19 protein-coding genes are annotated in these 16,582 nt (G+C 55.3%); 10 read left to right on the forward strand and 9 right to left on the reverse strand.

Going from position 1 to position 16,582, the window contains the following annotated elements; genetic code table 11:
* The 3 genes from secF (at position 1) to PGR29_RS21570 (ending at position 2,624) form a co-directional block, all read left to right on the forward strand.
* Positions 1-972, forward strand: coding sequence for a protein translocase subunit SecF (gene secF, locus PGR29_RS21560; RefSeq protein ID WP_015367999.1), 972 nt, complete (start codon positions 1-3; stop codon positions 970-972).
* A 572-nt stretch (positions 973-1,544) separates the two neighbouring features.
* A complete protein-coding gene (locus tag PGR29_RS21565) occupies positions 1,545-1,910 on the forward strand; it encodes a VOC family protein (RefSeq protein WP_213794266.1) in 366 nt (121 codons plus the stop codon).
* Between the two features lie 24 nt (positions 1,911-1,934).
* On the forward strand, positions 1,935-2,624 hold the full coding sequence (locus PGR29_RS21570; RefSeq protein ID WP_316425284.1) for a helix-turn-helix transcriptional regulator: 690 nt from the start codon (positions 1,935-1,937) through the stop codon (positions 2,622-2,624).
* A 56-nt stretch (positions 2,625-2,680) separates the two neighbouring features.
* Here the strand turns inward: PGR29_RS21570 and PGR29_RS21575 are convergent, their stop codons facing one another.
* Both PGR29_RS21575 and PGR29_RS21580 read right to left on the reverse strand, forming a co-directional pair.
* Positions 2,681-3,565, reverse strand: a complete 885-nt coding sequence (locus PGR29_RS21575) for a nucleoside-specific channel-forming protein Tsx (protein ID WP_015367996.1) — start codon at positions 3,563-3,565, stop codon at positions 2,681-2,683.
* A 301-nt stretch (positions 3,566-3,866) separates the two neighbouring features.
* Complete coding sequence (locus PGR29_RS21580) at positions 3,867-4,406, reverse strand: DUF3251 domain-containing protein (RefSeq protein ID WP_316425285.1); 540 nt, start codon at positions 4,404-4,406, stop codon at positions 3,867-3,869.
* Positions 4,407-4,553: 147 nt separating this feature from the next.
* On the opposite strand from PGR29_RS21580, the gene nrdR reads away from it, so the two are divergent.
* From nrdR to pgpA, 6 genes are all read left to right on the forward strand, one after another.
* Entirely contained in the window at positions 4,554-5,003 is a 450-nt protein-coding gene (gene nrdR / locus PGR29_RS21585; RefSeq protein WP_002890417.1) for a transcriptional regulator NrdR, read from the forward strand.
* 3 nt (positions 5,004-5,006) lie between these two features.
* Positions 5,007-6,110 (forward strand): bifunctional diaminohydroxyphosphoribosylaminopyrimidine deaminase/5-amino-6-(5-phosphoribosylamino)uracil reductase RibD, encoded by a 1,104-nt coding sequence (gene ribD / locus PGR29_RS21590; protein WP_087860404.1) that lies wholly within the window; start codon positions 5,007-5,009, stop codon positions 6,108-6,110.
* 86 nt (positions 6,111-6,196) lie between these two features.
* Positions 6,197-6,667 (forward strand): 6,7-dimethyl-8-ribityllumazine synthase, encoded by a 471-nt coding sequence (ribH, locus tag PGR29_RS21595; RefSeq protein WP_001021161.1) that lies wholly within the window; start codon positions 6,197-6,199, stop codon positions 6,665-6,667.
* A gap of 20 nt (positions 6,668-6,687) precedes the next feature.
* Positions 6,688-7,107, forward strand: a complete 420-nt coding sequence (nusB, locus tag PGR29_RS21600; RefSeq protein WP_015367993.1) for a transcription antitermination factor NusB — start codon at positions 6,688-6,690, stop codon at positions 7,105-7,107.
* Positions 7,108-7,180: 73 nt separating this feature from the next.
* Positions 7,181-8,158: a thiamine-phosphate kinase gene (gene thiL / locus PGR29_RS21605; protein ID WP_087860403.1), complete on the forward strand. Its 978-nt coding sequence runs from the start codon at positions 7,181-7,183 to the stop codon at positions 8,156-8,158.
* On the forward strand, positions 8,139-8,651 hold the full coding sequence (pgpA, locus tag PGR29_RS21610) for a phosphatidylglycerophosphatase A (RefSeq protein WP_259678433.1): 513 nt from the start codon (positions 8,139-8,141) through the stop codon (positions 8,649-8,651). The genes thiL and pgpA overlap by 20 nt, the downstream gene beginning before the upstream one ends.
* A 38-nt stretch (positions 8,652-8,689) precedes the next feature.
* Here pgpA and PGR29_RS21615 read toward each other — a convergent pair whose 3' ends face one another.
* From PGR29_RS21615 to xseB, 4 genes are read right to left on the reverse strand one after another with little or no spacing between them, the layout of a single operon-like run.
* Positions 8,690-9,664 (reverse strand): aldo/keto reductase, encoded by a 975-nt coding sequence (locus PGR29_RS21615; RefSeq protein WP_045381017.1) that lies wholly within the window; start codon positions 9,662-9,664, stop codon positions 8,690-8,692.
* A 59-nt stretch (positions 9,665-9,723) separates the two neighbouring features.
* On the reverse strand, positions 9,724-11,586 hold the full coding sequence (gene dxs, locus PGR29_RS21620; protein ID WP_316425286.1) for a 1-deoxy-D-xylulose-5-phosphate synthase: 1,863 nt from the start codon (positions 11,584-11,586) through the stop codon (positions 9,724-9,726).
* 18 nt (positions 11,587-11,604) lie between these two features.
* A complete protein-coding gene (gene ispA, locus PGR29_RS21625) occupies positions 11,605-12,504 on the reverse strand; it encodes a (2E,6E)-farnesyl diphosphate synthase (RefSeq protein WP_271031994.1) in 900 nt (299 codons plus the stop codon).
* Positions 12,505-12,747 (reverse strand): exodeoxyribonuclease VII small subunit, encoded by a 243-nt coding sequence (gene xseB / locus PGR29_RS21630; RefSeq protein WP_015367987.1) that lies wholly within the window; start codon positions 12,745-12,747, stop codon positions 12,505-12,507. It abuts the gene before it with no gap.
* A gap of 234 nt (positions 12,748-12,981) precedes the next feature.
* Here xseB and thiI point away from each other — a divergent pair, with 234 nt between their 5' ends.
* Complete coding sequence (gene thiI, locus PGR29_RS21635; protein ID WP_087860398.1) at positions 12,982-14,430, forward strand: tRNA uracil 4-sulfurtransferase ThiI; 1,449 nt, start codon at positions 12,982-12,984, stop codon at positions 14,428-14,430.
* A 57-nt stretch (positions 14,431-14,487) separates the two neighbouring features.
* Here the strand turns inward: thiI and PGR29_RS21640 are convergent, their stop codons facing one another.
* From PGR29_RS21640 to panE, 3 genes are read right to left on the reverse strand one after another with little or no spacing between them, the layout of a single operon-like run.
* Positions 14,488-14,964, reverse strand: coding sequence for an SRPBCC family protein (locus PGR29_RS21640; protein WP_316425287.1), 477 nt, complete (start codon positions 14,962-14,964; stop codon positions 14,488-14,490).
* 52 nt (positions 14,965-15,016) lie between these two features.
* Positions 15,017-15,610 (reverse strand): protein deglycase YajL, encoded by a 594-nt coding sequence (yajL, locus tag PGR29_RS21645; protein WP_087860396.1) that lies wholly within the window; start codon positions 15,608-15,610, stop codon positions 15,017-15,019.
* The gene (gene panE, locus PGR29_RS21650) at positions 15,573-16,484 is read right to left on the reverse strand and encodes a 2-dehydropantoate 2-reductase (protein WP_308958233.1); all 912 of its coding nucleotides are present in this window, start codon (positions 16,482-16,484) and stop codon (positions 15,573-15,575) included. The genes yajL and panE overlap by 38 nt, the downstream gene beginning before the upstream one ends.
* Between the last annotated feature and the right edge of the window lie 98 nt (positions 16,485-16,582).

Consider the following 16,582-nt stretch of genomic DNA (forward strand, 5'->3'; position numbering starts at 1 on the left):
GTGGCACAGGAATATACTGTTGAACAATTGAACCACGGCCGTAAAGTCTGGGACTTTATGCGCTGGGACTACTGGGCCTTCGGCATTTCAGGTTTTCTGCTGATTGTGTCGATCGCCATCATCGGCGTCCGCGGGTTTAACTGGGGTCTCGATTTCACCGGCGGTACGGTGATTGAAATTACCCTCGAAAAACCGGTTGATATGGACCAGCTGCGCGATTCGCTGCAGAAAGCGGGCTTTGAGGAGCCGCAGCTGCAGAACTTCGGCAGCAGCCGCGACATCATGGTGCGTATGCCGCCGGTACACGATGCCAACGGCAGCCAGGAGCTGGGCAGCAAAGTCGTTAACGTGATTAACGAATCGACCAGCCAAAGCGCGACGGTGAAACGTATTGAGTTCGTTGGCCCGAGCGTGGGCGCGGACCTTGCGCAAACCGGCGCTCTGGCGCTGATTGCGGCGCTGGTGTGTATCCTTATCTATGTCGGCTTCCGCTTTGAATGGCGACTGGCGGCAGGGGTCGTTATTGCACTGGCGCACGACGTGGTGATTACCATGGGCGTACTGTCGTTGTTCCACATCGAGATTGACCTGACCATCGTCGCATCACTGATGTCGGTCATCGGTTACTCGTTGAACGATAGTATCGTGGTATCGGACCGTATCCGTGAAAACTTCCGTAAGATCCGTCGCGGTACGCCGTACGAAATCTTTAACGTGTCGTTGACCCAGACGCTGCACCGTACCTTGATCACCTCCGGTACCACCCTGATGGTGATCCTGATGCTGTTCCTCTTCGGCGGCCCGATTCTGGAAGGCTTCTCGCTGACCATGCTGATCGGTGTATCCATCGGTACGGCTTCTTCTATCTACGTCGCGTCCGCGCTGGCGTTGAAACTGGGCATGAAGCGCGAGCATCTGATCCAGCAGAAGGTCGAAAAAGAAGGGGCGGATCAGCCGTCTATTCTGCCGTAATCGGTTCAGTTGAGATAAAGCAATCCCGGCCTTGTGGCCGGGATTTTTTTTGCCAAAATTATCCGGCCTCGGCTACAAGTGCGGAAAAATCGCCTCTTTAGCCCTGATTTCTCCAGAAAACCTCGCTTCTACCTTCATCTTCAGCATAAAACAAACTTAGTAAACCTTCGCCAGGCAGCTCGCTACCTGCAACATTTATCCCTGCAAATCACGGCCCTCAGCCCGCATCTATGCGGGCTGCTCCGACCTTCCGGGAACGTCTCAGCGATTTTGAGGCCACCAACACCGGCAGTTTCAGCCAGCATGGTGAGTAAATTAACGGCAGGCCGCACGGACCGTAGGCCGGATAAGGCGCAGCCGCCATCCGGCGCAAAAGCGGCTCCTTATCCGCGGATATTGCCCGGCGGCGCTGCGCTTGCAATAACCCTTCAAACAGGGATATCTGCGCAGGTTGAGTATACCCACAACCTGATATGCCAAATTCTGAAAACCGTTTAGCACACTGCTGACAGTATGCTGTCAGGAGCCCTCTCGTACACTGCTTGTGAACTCACTAACGAGCAGGAGGAAGTATGAACAACGTGATTAACTGGTTTGAAATTCCGGTCGCAGATATGGATCGCGCCGTCGCGTTTTATGAGTCGGTAATGCAGGTGACGTTACGTCGTGAAACCATGGATTGCGCGGACCTGGCCGTCTTCCCACATCAGGACCCGGCCCCCGGCGGCGCGTTGGCTAAATTTGACGGTATCGCGCCATCGCCGCAGGGCGCTATTATTTATCTGCATACCGACAACCTTGCCGCGACGCTGGATCGTATCGCCTCGGCGGGAGGAGCGTGCGTATTTGGCCCGCTGGCGCTGCCGAATGATATTGGCACCATCGCCCTGTTTACCGACAGCGAAGGCAACCGTGTAGGTTTGCATCAACCAGCTTAACCTGACTATTTAGCGAAACGAGAAATGACCCGACGCGCCGACCGTTTATTTCAGATAGTGCAGATCCTGCGCGGCAGGCGGCTAACTACCGCCGCGCTGCTGGCGGAACGGTTGGGCGTGTCGGAGCGTACCGTCTATCGCGATATCCGCGACCTCTCGCTCTCAGGCGTCCCGGTTGAGGGCGAGGCCGGGAGCGGTTATCGTCTGCTGGCGGGTTACGACCTGCCGCCACTCATGTTGACCAGCAAAGAATCCGAAGCGCTCATTGCGGCGATTCGACTGTTAAAAACCTGGGGCGGCGATGCGCTTTCGCAGTCGCTGGAGTCAGCCCAGGAAAAAATGCTGGCGATTTTGCCGGAAGAGAGGCGGCGCAAAGCGGAGCAGACCCGGCTGTTTGCCCCCGACCTTGGCGCGCAACGTTATGCTAAAACCCATTTTGACGTTATCCATCAGGCCGTATCCAATCAGCAGGTGTTGCAGCTTCACTATCAGGATGAATCCGGTCAGGTAACGCGGCGTGAAGTGCTGCCGCTGGGGCTATTTTTCTGGGGGGAGCGTTGGCTGCTGGTGGCCTGGTGCGAACTGCGCAGTGATTATCGTAACTTTCGTCTCGATCGTTGTCTGGAGGTGAAGGTGATCGAACGTCGTTTCAGCGAGTGCGCCGACCGTTCGCTGAGCGATTTCTTACGTAAGGTGAGATGTGAGGAGCGATAAAAAAACGCCCGGTAAGCGTAAAACGCGTCCCGGGCGCTGTCTTGCTGTATCAGCAATTAGAAGTTGTAACCGACAACGAAGTAGCCACCCCAGCCGGTAGAGCGAACGCTGAAGTCGCCGTCGCCGAAGTTCAGCTTAGCATCATCAGCCCACTGGCCGCCGTTATGGAAGTAACGCGCGACGATAGAGTAGTGCCAGTGCGCATAGTTCAGCGCCAGGATGTGGCTGGACGCGATAGAGTTGCTGGTACGCGCGTGCTTACCGTTCATATCGTAGAAGTTGTCGTCGCCAAGGTCAGAACCCCAGTCGAAGTTGGTGAAGCCGATATAGCTCAGCGAACCGCCCCACAGGTCGGTCAGCGGAACGAAGTATTTCACCTTGAAGCGGTAGCCGTCCCACTCGTTTTCGTTGGAGGCGCCGTAGTTCTGCCACTGGTATTTAGCATAGATATTCAGCGACAGGCTCATCGGCAGACCGGTATCGATGTCGGTACCCAGACCCATATACCAGGTGCTTTGCTCCTGAGAGTCGTTGCGGCCCATATCGTAGATATAGTTGTTTGCGAAGTACCACTCTTTGAACGGCCCGAAGCTCAGATCGGTGTTGGTCAGCTTGTCGATAGAGAAACGCGGCTCGATCTCCATAAACAGCGGGGAGCCTTTGTTCCAGATACCTTTCGCCGTGCTGTTGCCGCCGAAGAAGACCGGCGCATCGATATAGCCGTAGAAATCAAACCAATCTTTTTTAGCAAACGCTTCGTATTCCAGATAGGTATCGTTACGGATCTGCGGTCCAAAACGAGTGTGGTAGCTACCGACCACGTTCACACTCTGGTGCCACCAATCAGACAGGTACTGCGGTTTTTCAGTTTCTGCCGCGCCAGCGGTGAAAGAAGCGGAAAGCGCCACAACAGCGCTCGCTGCCAGTAATGTTTTTTTCATGTTGATGCCACTGTTTAAATTAAGCCAAAAGGCGTTAAGAAAATTGCCGAAGCGTTGCTAAATATTTCGTCTTTCTGTGGGGGTCTATTATAGAAATCATTGCTCACAAAAATACGTGTTGTTTCACATAACCAGAACATGCGTAATCGATTGCGTTCACGATTCTATGCATTTCTTGACAAAATGCTACTGAAAATCGCCTTCAGGAGCGATTTCTAATGAACTCTTATGAAAAGTTGTAAATGGATAACTTCGATAGATGAAAACTGGGGCGCCGGGCCGTTTTGCCCGGCGTGAGCGCTTACTGCGCGCTGACAGGTTGGATATCGTGGATACGAATAAAGCCGACTTTATCAGGCGTCACATTCAGGCGCAGCGGGATATCGACATCGCTGGGCGCCAGGATGCTGGCCGGGGCGCTAATCAGCTGATCCTGGACGTTGACTTCCTGATAGCTGTGGGTGGTACCGGTGATCTGCCCGGAAGCGACGGTCGCGGTGAAGGCCGGGAGCGGATCGTTAGACTCGCCCTGGATACGTAAGGTCAGGCGCGAACCGTCGCCATCGGCCGTAATACTGCCCACTGACATGCGCAGGGTGCCGATCTGGCTCTCCAGTCGCGCCGGCGTTTTAGCATCCGGTAGCAGGTAGACGCCGCTGGTGGATTTAGCATTCAGTGCGTTTTGCTGAGTGATTTTTATCGTTTGCTGATTCAGCTGGGTCATCTCTTTGCTCAGCGTACTGACGCTCTCGTTCATCTGACGAACTTCGCTTTGCTGGGCGCAGGCGGTAAGGGTGAACAGGCTGCCGATGATAGCCAGTTGTAGGTAACGTCTTGTCATGGTCAGGATTCCGTTTACAGAGGATGATTAATGGTAGCTAAACTGAATTGGCCTACCATAGATCCTTTGTCTCAAAAGCTCTTTCTTTGTAGTCCGCTGACTTCAGGGTAAACTACCCTTCAGATTAACTACCTGTCAGGACGCGCCATGCATTGCCCTTTCTGTTTCGCCGTGGATACCAAAGTCATCGATTCTCGCCTGGTCGGCGAAGGCTCCTCCGTGCGTCGTCGTCGGCAGTGTCTGGTCTGCAATGAACGCTTTACCACTTTTGAAGTGGCGGAACTGGTAATGCCGCGGGTGGTAAAAAGCAACGACGTGCGTGAACCTTTCAACGAAGACAAGCTGCGTAGCGGGATGTTGAAAGCGCTGGAAAAGCGGCCGGTCAGCGCCGATGACGTCGAAATGGCGGTAAATCACATCAAAACCCATCTGCGCGGCACCGGTGAACGTGAAGTCGCGAGTAAAATGATCGGTAATCTGGTGATGGAACAGCTGAAGAAGCTCGACAAGGTCGCCTATATTCGCTTCGCTTCCGTCTATCGCAGTTTCGAAGATATTAAAGAGTTCGGCGAAGAAATCGCCCGTTTACAGGACTAAGCCATGCAGGACGAAATGTACATGGCGCGAGCGCTGAAGCTTGCCGCGCGCGGACGCTTTACTACCCATCCTAATCCCAACGTCGGCTGCGTGATTGTAAAAGACGGCGAGATCGTCGGCGAGGGCTTCCACTATCGGGCCGGCGAGCCGCACGCCGAAGTGCACGCGCTGCGTATGGCCGGCGAGAAAGCCAAAGGCGCGACCGCCTACGTCACCCTCGAGCCCTGCAGCCACCATGGCCGCACGCCGCCGTGCTGCGATGCGCTGATCGCCGCGGGCGTTGCTCGCGTGGTAGCGGCAATGCAGGACCCGAATCCGCAGGTGGCCGGTCGCGGCCTGTATCGCCTGCAGCAGGCAGGTATTGACGTCAGCCATGGGCTGATGATGAATGAAGCGGAAGCGCTGAATAAAGGTTTTCTGAAGCGGATGCGCACCGGTTTTCCGTGGATCCAACTGAAGATGGGCGCTTCGCTTGATGGCCGTACGGCGATGGCCAGCGGCGAAAGCCAGTGGATCACCTCGCCACAGGCGCGACGCGACGTGCAGCGCCTGCGCGCGCAGAGCCACGCTATTCTGACCAGCAGCGCGACCGTGCTGGCGGACGATCCGGCGTTGACCGTGCGCTGGCAAGAGCTGAGCGCCGATACGCAGGCGCTCTATCCGCAGGAAAATCTGCGTCAGCCGCTGCGTATCGTCATCGATAGCCAAAACCGCGTCACGCCTGAGCATCGAATTGTTCATCAGCAAGGTGAAACCCTGTTTGCCCGCACCCATGCCGATGAACGTACCTGGCCTGACAACGTGCGTACCTTGCTGGTGCCGGAACATAACGGCCATCTCGATCTCGTGCTGCTGATGATGCAGCTCGGTAAACAGCAGGTGAACAGCATTTGGGTGGAAGCGGGGCCGACGCTGGCCGGCGCTTTGCTACAGGCCGGGCTGGTGGATGAGCTTATCGTCTACATTGCGCCTAAACTGTTAGGCAGTGACGCGCGCGGTTTATGCGCGCTGCCGGGGCTTGAGAAACTGAGCCAGGCCCCCCATTTCAAATTCAACGAGATACGTCAGGTCGGACCCGATGTCTGCCTGCATTTAACGACTGCGTGATGTATTCCTAATATTAGGAAGCAGCGCCCAGAATATTATGATAAAATCCGCCCCCCTTGCGGGGCACATGAACCCGAAGGAAGAGTATGAACATTATTGAAGCTAACGTTGCTACCCCGGACGCTCGCGTCGCCATCACCATTGCGCGTTTCAACAACTTTATCAATGACAGCCTGCTGGAAGGCGCGATTGACGCTCTCAAGCGCATTGGTCAGGTAAAAGATGAAAACATCACCGTTGTTTGGGTTCCAGGCGCGTATGAGCTGCCGCTGGCGGCTGGCGCACTGGCAAAAACCGGTAAATATGACGCGGTGATCGCGCTGGGTACGGTGATTCGCGGCGGTACCGCCCACTTTGAATATGTGGCTGGCGGTGCAAGCAATGGCCTGGCGCACGTCGCTCAGGACAGTGAAATCCCGGTAGCCTTCGGTGTTCTGACGACTGAAAGTATTGAACAAGCCATCGAACGCGCTGGCACCAAAGCCGGTAACAAAGGCGCAGAAGCCGCGCTGACCGCGCTGGAAATGATTAACGTATTGAAAGCCATCAAGGCCTGATTTTTTGTAAGGGGAATTCCGTGAAACCTGCTGCTCGTCGCCGCGCCCGTGAGTGTGCCGTCCAGGCGCTCTACTCCTGGCAGTTGTCCCAGAACGACATCGCTGATGTTGAATACCAGTTCCTGGCGGAACAGGATGTAAAAGATGTAGACGTTCTGTATTTCCGTGAACTGCTGTCCGGAGTGGCGACTAACAGCGCGTATCTCGACGGTCTGATGAAGCCATACCTGTCGCGCCAGCTGGAAGAGCTGGGTCAGGTAGAAAAAGCGGTACTGCGTATTGCGCTGTTTGAGCTGTCGAAGCGTGATGACGTGCCGTATAAAGTGGCTATCAACGAAGCTATCGAGCTGGCGAAAACCTTCGGCGCTGAAGATAGCCACAAGTTTGTCAACGGCGTGCTGGATAAAGCGGCCCCGGTAATCCGTCCCCGCAAAAAGTAAACTGCAGGCCGGGCTTTGTAGGATCAGATCCTGCGAACCCGGCCTTATTCTTTTCTTTGCTGAGGCATAACGTATGGCATGCGGCGAATTTTCCCTGATTGCCCGTTATTTTGATCGCGTTAAAAGCGCCCGCCTTGATGTTGAAACCGGCATCGGCGATGACTGCGCGCTCCTGAATATCCCCGAGAAAAAAACGCTGGCAATCAGCACCGACACCCTGGTGGCGGGCAACCACTTTTTAGCCGACATCGACCCTGCCGACCTGGCCTATAAAGCGCTGGCGGTGAACCTGAGCGATTTGGCGGCGATGGGCGCGGAACCGGCGTGGTTGACGCTGGCGCTCACTTTGCCGGAAGCAGACGAAGCGTGGCTTGAAGCCTTTAGCGACAGTCTGTTTGTCCAGCTTAACTATTACGATATGCAGTTAATCGGCGGCGACACCACCCGAGGGCCGCTGTCGATGACGCTGGGTATCCACGGCTTTGTGCCGCCGGGCCGCGCGATGAAGCGTTCCGGTGCCAAGCCAGGCGACTGGATTTATGTCACCGGCACGCCCGGTGATAGCGCCGCCGGGCTGGCGCTTTTACAGGACCGGTTAACGGTTGATTCGCCAGCGGATGCCGATTACCTGCTGGCGCGCCATTTGCGTCCGATGCCCCGCGTACTGCAGGGCCAGGCGCTGCGCGATCTGGCCAATTCAGCGATCGATCTTTCTGACGGTCTGATTTCTGACCTTGGTCATATCCTGAAGGCCAGCGCCTGCGGCGCGCGTATCGATCTCGATGCGATGCCGTATTCCGATGCCATGCTGCGCCAGGTTGATCCTGAGCAGGCGCTGCGCTGGGCGCTCGCCGGCGGCGAAGATTATGAATTGTGCTTTACCGTACCCGAGCTAAACCGCGGGGCGCTCGATGTCGCGATTGGTCAGCTTGGCGCGCGTTTTACCTGTATCGGCCAGATCGTGGCGGAAGCAGATGGACTGCAGTTTACCCGTGAGGGTAAGCCGATTAAATTGGATTTAAAGGGGTACGATCATTTTGGCACGCAGTAGAGACGAGGCGAAAAGCCGCCTCAATATGCGCAATCCCTGGCACCTGCTGGCGACCGGGTTCGGTAGCGGGCTGAGTCCGGTGGTTCCGGGAACGATGGGGTCGCTGGCGGCGATTCCGTTCTGGTATCTGATGACCTTTCTCCCCTGGCAGCTCTATTCGCTGGTGGTGATGATGAGCATCTGTATCGGCGTCTATCTTTGTCACCGTACGGCCAAAGATATGGGCACCCATGACCACGGCAGCATCGTTTGGGATGAGTTTGTCGGGATGTGGATCACCCTGATGGCGTTACCGACGATGGACTGGCAGTGGGTGGCAGCCGGTTTCGTTATTTTCCGTATCTTCGATATGTGGAAGCCATGGCCAATTCGTTGGTTCGACCGCAACATCCATGGCGGAATGGGGATCATGGTCGACGATATCGTCGCCGGGGTGATCTCCGCCGGCGTACTTTATCTGATAGGCCACCACTGGCCGATAGGTCTAATTTAAATCTGCACCCCGGCACGGCCGGGGTTTAAATTGCGGCGTTACTTGAAGCCGACGATTGGGTGGGGCCGATAGGGCGCTTCCAGCTTATCGATCTGTTCCGGCGTCAGAGTTAAATCGACGGCATGCAGGAGCTCATCCAGCTGTTCCTGACGCGAGGCGCCAATAATCGGCGCAGCCACGCCGGGCTTGCTTAAGAGCCAGGCCAGCGCCACCTGTGCGCGGTTGGCATCTAATTCTTCAGCCACTTCCTCCAGCTTCTGCGCTATCTGCTCATCATTGGCGTCGGTGGCGCTATACAGCGATTTACCGAACTCATCGGAGACGAGGCGTGCAGTCGTTTCTCCCCATGGCCGCGTCAAACGGCCGCGCGCCAGCGGGCTCCACGGCATGACCGCAATTCCTTTGCGCTGGCATAGCGGCAACATCTCGTTTTCTTCTTCGCGATAAATCAGGTTGTAGTGATCCTGCATGGTGACGAAGCGTGCCCAATTGTTCTGTTCCTGCAGAGCGAGCGCCTGGGCGAACTGTCGGGCATGCATAGATGATGCGCCGATATAGCGCGCTTTCCCGGCGCGAACGACGTCGCTCAGCGCCTCCAGCGTTTCTTCGATGGGCGTGGCGTAATCCCAGCGGTGGATCTGCAACAGATCGACATAGTCCATTCCCAGACGGCGCAGGCTATCGTCGATGGATCGCATGATTTGCGCGCGTGACAGCCCCTGCGGCAGATCGCCGACCTGATGATAAACTTTGGTGGCGACGATCACCGAATCGCGGCGAGCATATTCCCGCAGCGCGCGGCCAAGGATCTCTTCGCTGCTGCCATCGGAATAGTTGTTCGAGGTATCAAAGAAGTTAATTCCGCCTTCCAGCGCACGTTTAATCAGTGGACGGCTACTTTCTTCGGGCAGCGTCCAGGCGTGATTGCCGCGGTCAGGCTCGCCGAAGGTCATGCAGCCAAGACAGAGTCGGGAAACGCGAAGATGGGTATCGCCAAGAGGGATGTAGTGCATAAGACGCTCCTGCTACTTTAAAGGGAATCCTTTAAGCATAGCAGGAGCGGTATGGGCAATTATGCCAACCAGTCGCGGATTTTGGCTTCGATACCGGCGGCATCCAGGCCGAGGTCGGCGCGAACTTCTTCTTGAGTCCCCTGCGGGATAAAGAAGTCCGGCAGGCCGATGTTCAGCACCGGTACCGCGCGACGGTGGGCCATCAACAGCTCGTTGACGCCGCTGCCAGCGCCGCCCATGACGGCGTTCTCTTCAAGCGTGACCAGCACCTCGTGATCGGCGGCAAGCTGCAGGATCAGCGCCTCATCAAGCGGTTTCACAAAACGCATATCGACCAGCGTCGCATTGAGTTTTTCCGCAACCTGAGCGGCTTCCGGCAGTAAAGTCCCGAAGTTAAGAATTGCCAGCTTCTCGCCGTTACGTTTCACCACGCCTTTCCCGATCGGCAGCGACGCCAGTGGTGCCAGTTCCGCGCCAGTACCTGTGCCTCGCGGATAGCGTACTGCGCTAGGGCCGTCGTTATAGTGGTATCCGGTGTAGAGCATCTGGCGACATTCATTCTCGTCGCTCGGGGTCATGATCACCATTTCCGGAATGCAGCGCAGGAAGGAGAGATCGAATGCCCCCTGGTGCGTCTGACCGTCGGCGCCGACGATGCCCGCGCGATCGATTGCAAACAGTACCGGCAGCTTTTGAATGGCGACATCATGGATCACCTGATCGTAAGCGCGCTGCAGGAAGGTTGAGTAAATCGCCACGATCGGCTTATAGCCGCCAATCGCCATCCCGGCGGCAAAGGTGACCGCGTGCTGTTCGGCAATGGCGACATCAAAATATTGATCGGGGAATTTCTTCGAGAACTCGACCATGCCCGAACCTTCACGCATCGCCGGGGTGACGGCCATCAGTTTGTCATCCTTCGCCGCGGTTTCGCACAGCCAGTCGCCAAAGATTTTCGAATAGGTTGGCAGGCCGCCGCTGCTTTTTGGCAGCACACCGCTGGTGTGATCGAATTTCGGTACCGCGTGGAAGGTGATGGGATCTTTTTCAGCCGGTTCATATCCACGGCCTTTTTTGGTCATGATGTGCAAGAACTGCGGTCCTTTCAGATCGCGCATATTCTTCAGCGTATTGACCAGACCCAGTACATCGTGGCCATCTACCGGACCGATGTAGTTAAAGCCCATCTCTTCAAACAGCGTGCCGGGCACCACCATACCTTTAATATGCTCTTCGGTACGCTTAAGCAGTTCTTTAATCGGCGGTACGCCGGAGAAGACTTTTTTGCCGCCTTCACGTAGCGAAGAGTACAGCTTGCCGGACAGCAGCTGCGCCAGATGGTTGTTCAACGCGCCGACATTCTCTGAGATCGACATTTCATTGTCGTTCAATACGACCAGCATGTCTGGTTTGATATCGCCCGCGTGGTTCATCGCCTCAAATGCCATCCCGGCGGTGATAGCTCCATCGCCAATGATGCAAACGGTGCGCCGCTGCTTGCCTTCTTTTTCGGCGGCAATAGCGACCCCAATACCCGCGGAGATAGAGGTAGAGGAGTGACCGACGCTCAGTACGTCGTATTCGCTTTCGCCGCGCCACGGGAACGGATGCAACCCGCCTTTCTGGCGAATAGTGCCGATTTTATCGCGACGGCCGGTGAGAATTTTGTGCGGGTAAGCCTGATGGCCGACGTCCCAGATTAAGCGGTCGAAAGGCGTATTGTAGACATAGTGCAGCGCCACGGTCAGTTCAACCGTGCCAAGGCCAGAGGCAAAATGGCCGCTTGAGCGGCTCACGCTGTCCAGAAGATAACGGCGCAGCTCATCGCAAAGCTTAGGCAGGCTATCTTTTGGCAGCAGGCGCAACTCCTGGGTGGAATCTACCAGCGCCAGGGTTGGGTATTTGGCAATATCAAAACTCATCAGAGACTCATTTATTGTTTATTTATCGCGCTGAATAATGTAATTCGCGAGCGCTTCCAGTGCCGTGGTATCCAGCGATTGCGCTGCCAGCTCATCTAAAGCCTGGCGGGCATCGGCAATCAGATCGCGCGCTTTCTGCTGGGCTTGCTCAAGACCCAAAAGCGCCGGATAGGTACTTTTGCCTAACTGTTGGTCGGCACCCTGACGTTTGCCAAGAGTCGCAGTATCACCTACCACATCCAGAATGTCATCCTGCACCTGGAAGGCGAGACCGATATTCTCCGCAAAGCGATCGAGTGCTGGTAGCGCCTGACGGCCACGCTCGCCGGCGCTCAGCGCGCCAAGGCGAACCGCCGCGCGAATAAGCGCTCCGGTCTTATGGCGGTGAATTCGCTCCAGCGCCTGTAGATCGACCTGCTTGCCTTCCGCCTCGAGATCCAACGCCTGACCGCCGCACATTCCGGCGACGCCGCTGGCCTGGGCCAGTTCGGAAACCATCGCCAGACGGTCGCGATCCGGTACTTCCGGCATCGGCGTATCACTCAGTATAGAAAATGCCAGCGTTTGCAGGGCGTCACCGGCAAGAATAGCGTTCGCTTCGCCAAACTTGATGTGGCACGTGGGTTGACCGCGGCGTAGATCGTCGTCGTCCATCGCCGGCAGATCGTCATGCATCAGCGAGTAGGCATGAATACATTCGACGGCGGCGGCTGGGGCATCCAGCGTAGAACGGCTAACGCCGAACATCTCGCCGGTGGCGTAAACCAGGAAAGGTCGAAGGCGTTTACCGCCTAATAATGCGCCATAGTGCATGGCTTCAACCAGCGGAGTGTTCTGAAACGGCAGCGGAGAGATAAAACGGCGCAGCGCGTCATTGGCCTGGGAGACACAGGCCTGTAATTGTTGCGGGAAGTCCATTTATTCAGCGTCCGGCGTAAAGGGAGTCAACGGCGCATCTTCGCTATCGGCCAGCAGGATTTGGACACGCTGTTCGGCCTGTTGCAGTTTCGTCTGCCCCTGGCGCGCGAGCTGCACGCCGCGTTCAAATTCGCTGAGCGCTTCTTCCAGCGGTAGTGAGCCGCTTTCCAGACGATTAACGATCTGCTCGAGTTCGCCTAAAGCGCTCTCAAAGCTGGCCGGGGCCTCATTTTTCTTTGGCATAGTGAATATAGACTCTTGTTATGTCTCGATGGCTATCAGTATGGTAACGGAGTCGGGCGGTTAAGCAAACTCGCGGCATTCACCCTACGGATACATTTTTGCGAAAATGCGCAATGCCAGGCGAAAAGCGAACAATGATGGTATACTCCGCGCCCTGGATGCAGACGCTGTGTTGCGCCTGTACAATTTTTTTGCTTAAAGCCCCGTCGGGCTTGCCAACGAACTAATGTCGCTATGAAGTTTATCATTAAATTGTTCCCGGAAATCACCATCAAAAGCCAATCTGTGCGGTTGCGCTTTATTAAAATTTTAACCGGGAACATTCGTAACGTTCTCAAAAACTATGATGAGACGCTCGCCGTCGTTCGTCATTGGGATCATATCGAAGTTCGCGCGAAAGACGAAAACCAGCGACCGGCTATTCGCGACGCGTTGACCCGTATCCCGGGCATTCACCATATTCTGGAAGTGGAAGACGTTCCTTTCACCTCGCTGCACAATATTTTTGAGCAGACATTACCGCTGTGGCGCGAGCAGCTCGAAGGCAAAAGCTTCTGCGTACGTGTGAAGCGCCGTGGTAAACATGAATTCACCTCAATTGAGGTTGAGCGCTACGTTGGCGGCGGCCTGAACCAGCATATCGAATCGGCGCGCGTGAAGCTCACCGACCCGGACGTGACGGTTAATCTGGAGATCGAAAACGATCGTCTGTTGCTGGTGAAAGGGCGCTATGAAGGTATTGGCGGCTTCCCTATCGGTACTCAGGAAGATGTGCTGTCGCTCATCTCCGGCGGCTTCGACTCCGGCGTCTCCAGCTATATGCTGATGCGTCGCGGCTGTCGCGTACACTACTGCTTCTTCAACCTCGGCGGCGCCGCGCATGAAATCGGTGTTCGCCAGGTGGCGCACTATTTGTGGAACCGCTTCGGCAGCTCTCATCGTGTTCGCTTCGTGGCAATCAATTTTGAGCCGGTGGTTGGCGAAATCCTTGAAAAAGTCGATGATGGCCAGATGGGCGTGGTGCTCAAACGTATGATGGTGCGTGCGGCATCGAAAGTGGCTGAGCGTTATGGCGTGCAGGCGCTGGTGACCGGCGAAGCGTTGGGCCAGGTATCCAGTCAGACGCTGACCAACCTGCGTCTTATCGACAATGTCTCCGACACGCTGATCCTGCGTCCGCTGATTTCGCATGATAAAGAACACATCATCAATCTTGCACGCGAAATCGGCACGGAAGATTTTGCCCGCACCATGCCGGAATACTGCGGCGTTATCTCGAAGAGCCCAACCGTGAAAGCGGTAAAAGCGAAGATCGAAGCGGAAGAAGAAAACTTCGATTTTAGCATTCTGGATAAAGTGGTTGAGGAAGCGAATAACATCGACATTCGCGACATCGCTCAGCAAACGCAGCAGGACGTGGTGGAAGTCGAAACCGTCAGCGGCTTCAGCGCGAACGACGTGATTCTCGATATTCGTTCTGTCGATGAGCAGGATGATAAGCCATTGAAAGTGGAAGGCGTCGATGTTGTTTCGCTACCGTTCTATAAACTGAGCACTCAATTTGGCAACCTCGATCAGAGTAAAACCTGGCTGTTGTGGTGTGAACGCGGCGTGATGAGCCGTCTGCAGGCGCTATACCTGCGCGAGCAGGGCTTTACTAATGTGAAAGTGTATCGTCCGTAATTCGCCTGTACTTATGAAAAAGCCTTCCCTAAGGGAAGGCTTTTTTACATCTGGGGGTTAGCGTAGCGTCATCGCCAGTGCATTCAACTGATCGATAACGATATTCCAGCCTTCAAAAAATCCCATCTTTTCATGCTGCTCTCGGGTTTCCACGTCCGCATGCAGTACCGTTGCCGTATAGCGACAACCGTCGTTTTCATCCGTAAAGGTAATAATAGCCGTCATGGCAAAAGGGGTAACGGCCGGGCGAAAGTTCTCAGTTAGCATTGAGGTCATAACTATTTTTTGCTGCGGAATGACTTCAAGAAAACAGCCGGGGTTATCGCTACGTTCACCGTCAGGGCCGTGCATCACGGTGTGGAAAGCCCCGCCAGGACGCAAATTAAAAGCCAGGACGTCGGTATACCACGGTTTCGGGCACCACCAGGTTTTGAGTAATGCCGGATCGGCCCACGCGCGCCAGAGAGCTGCAGTGGGGGCGCTGAGCCAGCGGCTGATGACGAGGTCACGAGAATCGGTTGCGCTACGGGACATGCTACGGCTCCTCAAGAAATAAGGGGCGCCAGTCCGCTGCGCGGACCGGCTATCAGGATTCGTAGTAATTATAGATGCCAGCAGCCATGACCAACTGCGAAGCAACTTCATGCGCTTTTTCACGGCCAACCAGCAGGTCAATCATTTTGAGAGCGAAATCAATGGATGTTCCTGGACCCTGACTGGTCAACAAATTAACCCTTGGGTCCCAAACGACGCGCTTATCCTGCCACTGTTCGGCGGGGATTTGCTCTTTTAGCGCCGGGAAACCGGTAATGTTGCCGATAGGAAACAGATTATGTGGCACCAGAACCGTCGCTGGCGCGGCGCAGATAGCCGCCACGATGCGCCCGGATAGATGAAATTGTCGTACGGTTTCTACCAGCAAAGGGCTGTCGCGAAAGCACTCGGCGCCCTTAATACCGCCAGGCAAAACGATGATATCAAAATCGCCATCGGCGACTTCGACCAGCGGCGCATCCGCGACGAGCTTCACGCCTCGCGAGCAGACAATGGTCAGATTGCCATCACTGGCGACGCTGGCGGTGGTCACTTTCACGCCGCCGCGCGCTAATAAATCGATAGTGGTGACCGCTTCGGTCTCTTCGCTACCAGGGGCGAGGCAAATCAGTGCCGACGCGTTCATAAATATTCTCCTTTCGCTTTACCTGTTCAAATAAACGGGCATTTTCCGGCACTGGCAGGCCGTGGGCGCGTGCGCGATTAAGCAGAAAACCAGTGATATAGTCGATTTCCGTATGCCGCTGCGCGCGGATGTCCTGCAACATCGATGAAATATTATCTGCAGTACTTTCAATGACCTGATTTACATACAATAACAGGTTTTCCGCCGATGTATGAATTCCTTCGCGCTCCATCACCGCTGCGACTTCCTGACAAATGGCATTGATCTCATGCGGGAAATCACGCAGATCGCCATTTCGGCAATCTTTCAGCGCGGTCAGGGGGTTAATGACGCAGTTGACGGCCAGCTTACTCCATAATGCCGGATGAATGTTGTCGTGCCAGGCGACATCCGGCAGTACATTTTGCAGGATGTCAGCGAGGCCGCTGTAATCCTGGCTATAGCTTTTAGCAGGCCCGATATGGGTAGTCCCCTGCGCGACATGAATGATGACATTGCCATCGCGGCGTGCGGCGTGGGTGGTGGACGCCAGCAACAGAGGTTGCTTGATGCTTTTTAATTCATTCAAGGTGCCCATGCCGTTATGAATAAGCAAAATAGGGGCTGAAGCCGGTAATATAGCGGCCAGATTTTTCACCGCCTGCGAAACCTGCCATGCCTTTAACGTCACTAGTAGCAAATCGCTGGTGGCGAGAAAATCAGGATCGTTAGCGGTCATTGATTCATTGAAATTACTACCGTCAGTCTCAATAAGATTAACGCTACAAAATGGTTGCGGGACGCGTAACCAGCCCTGGACCTCATGTCCGTTTTTATACAGCGCGGTTAACCATAATTGTCCCAGTGCACCGCATCCCAGTACGGTTACTTTCATTATTCCTCCTCACCTGCGACTTCCCAGGCGCTTGTAGCTAAAGTATAGCGTTATCAGCTAAGCTTCCGGGATAACAAGTTGAGTTATGCCGCGTTGTG

This window comes from Klebsiella sp. 141203 (assembly GCF_032601985.1).
Classification (GTDB): Bacteria; Pseudomonadota; Gammaproteobacteria; order Enterobacterales; family Enterobacteriaceae; genus Klebsiella; species Klebsiella aerogenes.

Excerpts from the sequence above, each read along its gene's own strand:
- PGR29_RS21565 (WP_213794266.1), top strand. The coding sequence starts at position 1,545 with ATGAACAACGTGATTAACTGGTTTGAAATTCCGGTCGCAGATATGGAT.
- PGR29_RS21570 (WP_316425284.1), top strand. The coding sequence starts at position 1,935 with ATGACCCGACGCGCCGACCGTTTATTTCAGATAGTGCAGATCCTGCGC.
- PGR29_RS21575 (WP_015367996.1), bottom strand. The coding sequence starts at position 3,565 with ATGAAAAAAACATTACTGGCAGCGAGCGCTGTTGTGGCGCTTTCCGCT.
- PGR29_RS21580 (WP_316425285.1), bottom strand. The coding sequence starts at position 4,406 with ATGACAAGACGTTACCTACAACTGGCTATCATCGGCAGCCTGTTCACC.
- nrdR (WP_002890417.1), top strand. The coding sequence starts at position 4,554 with ATGCATTGCCCTTTCTGTTTCGCCGTGGATACCAAAGTCATCGATTCT.
- ribD (WP_087860404.1), top strand. The coding sequence starts at position 5,007 with ATGCAGGACGAAATGTACATGGCGCGAGCGCTGAAGCTTGCCGCGCGC.
- ribH (WP_001021161.1), top strand. The coding sequence starts at position 6,197 with ATGAACATTATTGAAGCTAACGTTGCTACCCCGGACGCTCGCGTCGCC.
- thiL (WP_087860403.1), top strand. The coding sequence starts at position 7,181 with ATGGCATGCGGCGAATTTTCCCTGATTGCCCGTTATTTTGATCGCGTT.
- PGR29_RS21615 (WP_045381017.1), bottom strand. The coding sequence starts at position 9,664 with ATGCACTACATCCCTCTTGGCGATACCCATCTTCGCGTTTCCCGACTC.
- dxs (WP_316425286.1), bottom strand. The coding sequence starts at position 11,586 with ATGAGTTTTGATATTGCCAAATACCCAACCCTGGCGCTGGTAGATTCC.
- ispA (WP_271031994.1), bottom strand. The coding sequence starts at position 12,504 with ATGGACTTCCCGCAACAATTACAGGCCTGTGTCTCCCAGGCCAATGAC.
- xseB (WP_015367987.1), bottom strand. The coding sequence starts at position 12,747 with ATGCCAAAGAAAAATGAGGCCCCGGCCAGCTTTGAGAGCGCTTTAGGC.
- thiI (WP_087860398.1), top strand. The coding sequence starts at position 12,982 with ATGAAGTTTATCATTAAATTGTTCCCGGAAATCACCATCAAAAGCCAA.
- PGR29_RS21640 (WP_316425287.1), bottom strand. The coding sequence starts at position 14,964 with ATGTCCCGTAGCGCAACCGATTCTCGTGACCTCGTCATCAGCCGCTGG.
- yajL (WP_087860396.1), bottom strand. The coding sequence starts at position 15,610 with ATGAACGCGTCGGCACTGATTTGCCTCGCCCCTGGTAGCGAAGAGACC.
- panE (WP_308958233.1), bottom strand. The coding sequence starts at position 16,484 with ATGAAAGTAACCGTACTGGGATGCGGTGCACTGGGACAATTATGGTTA.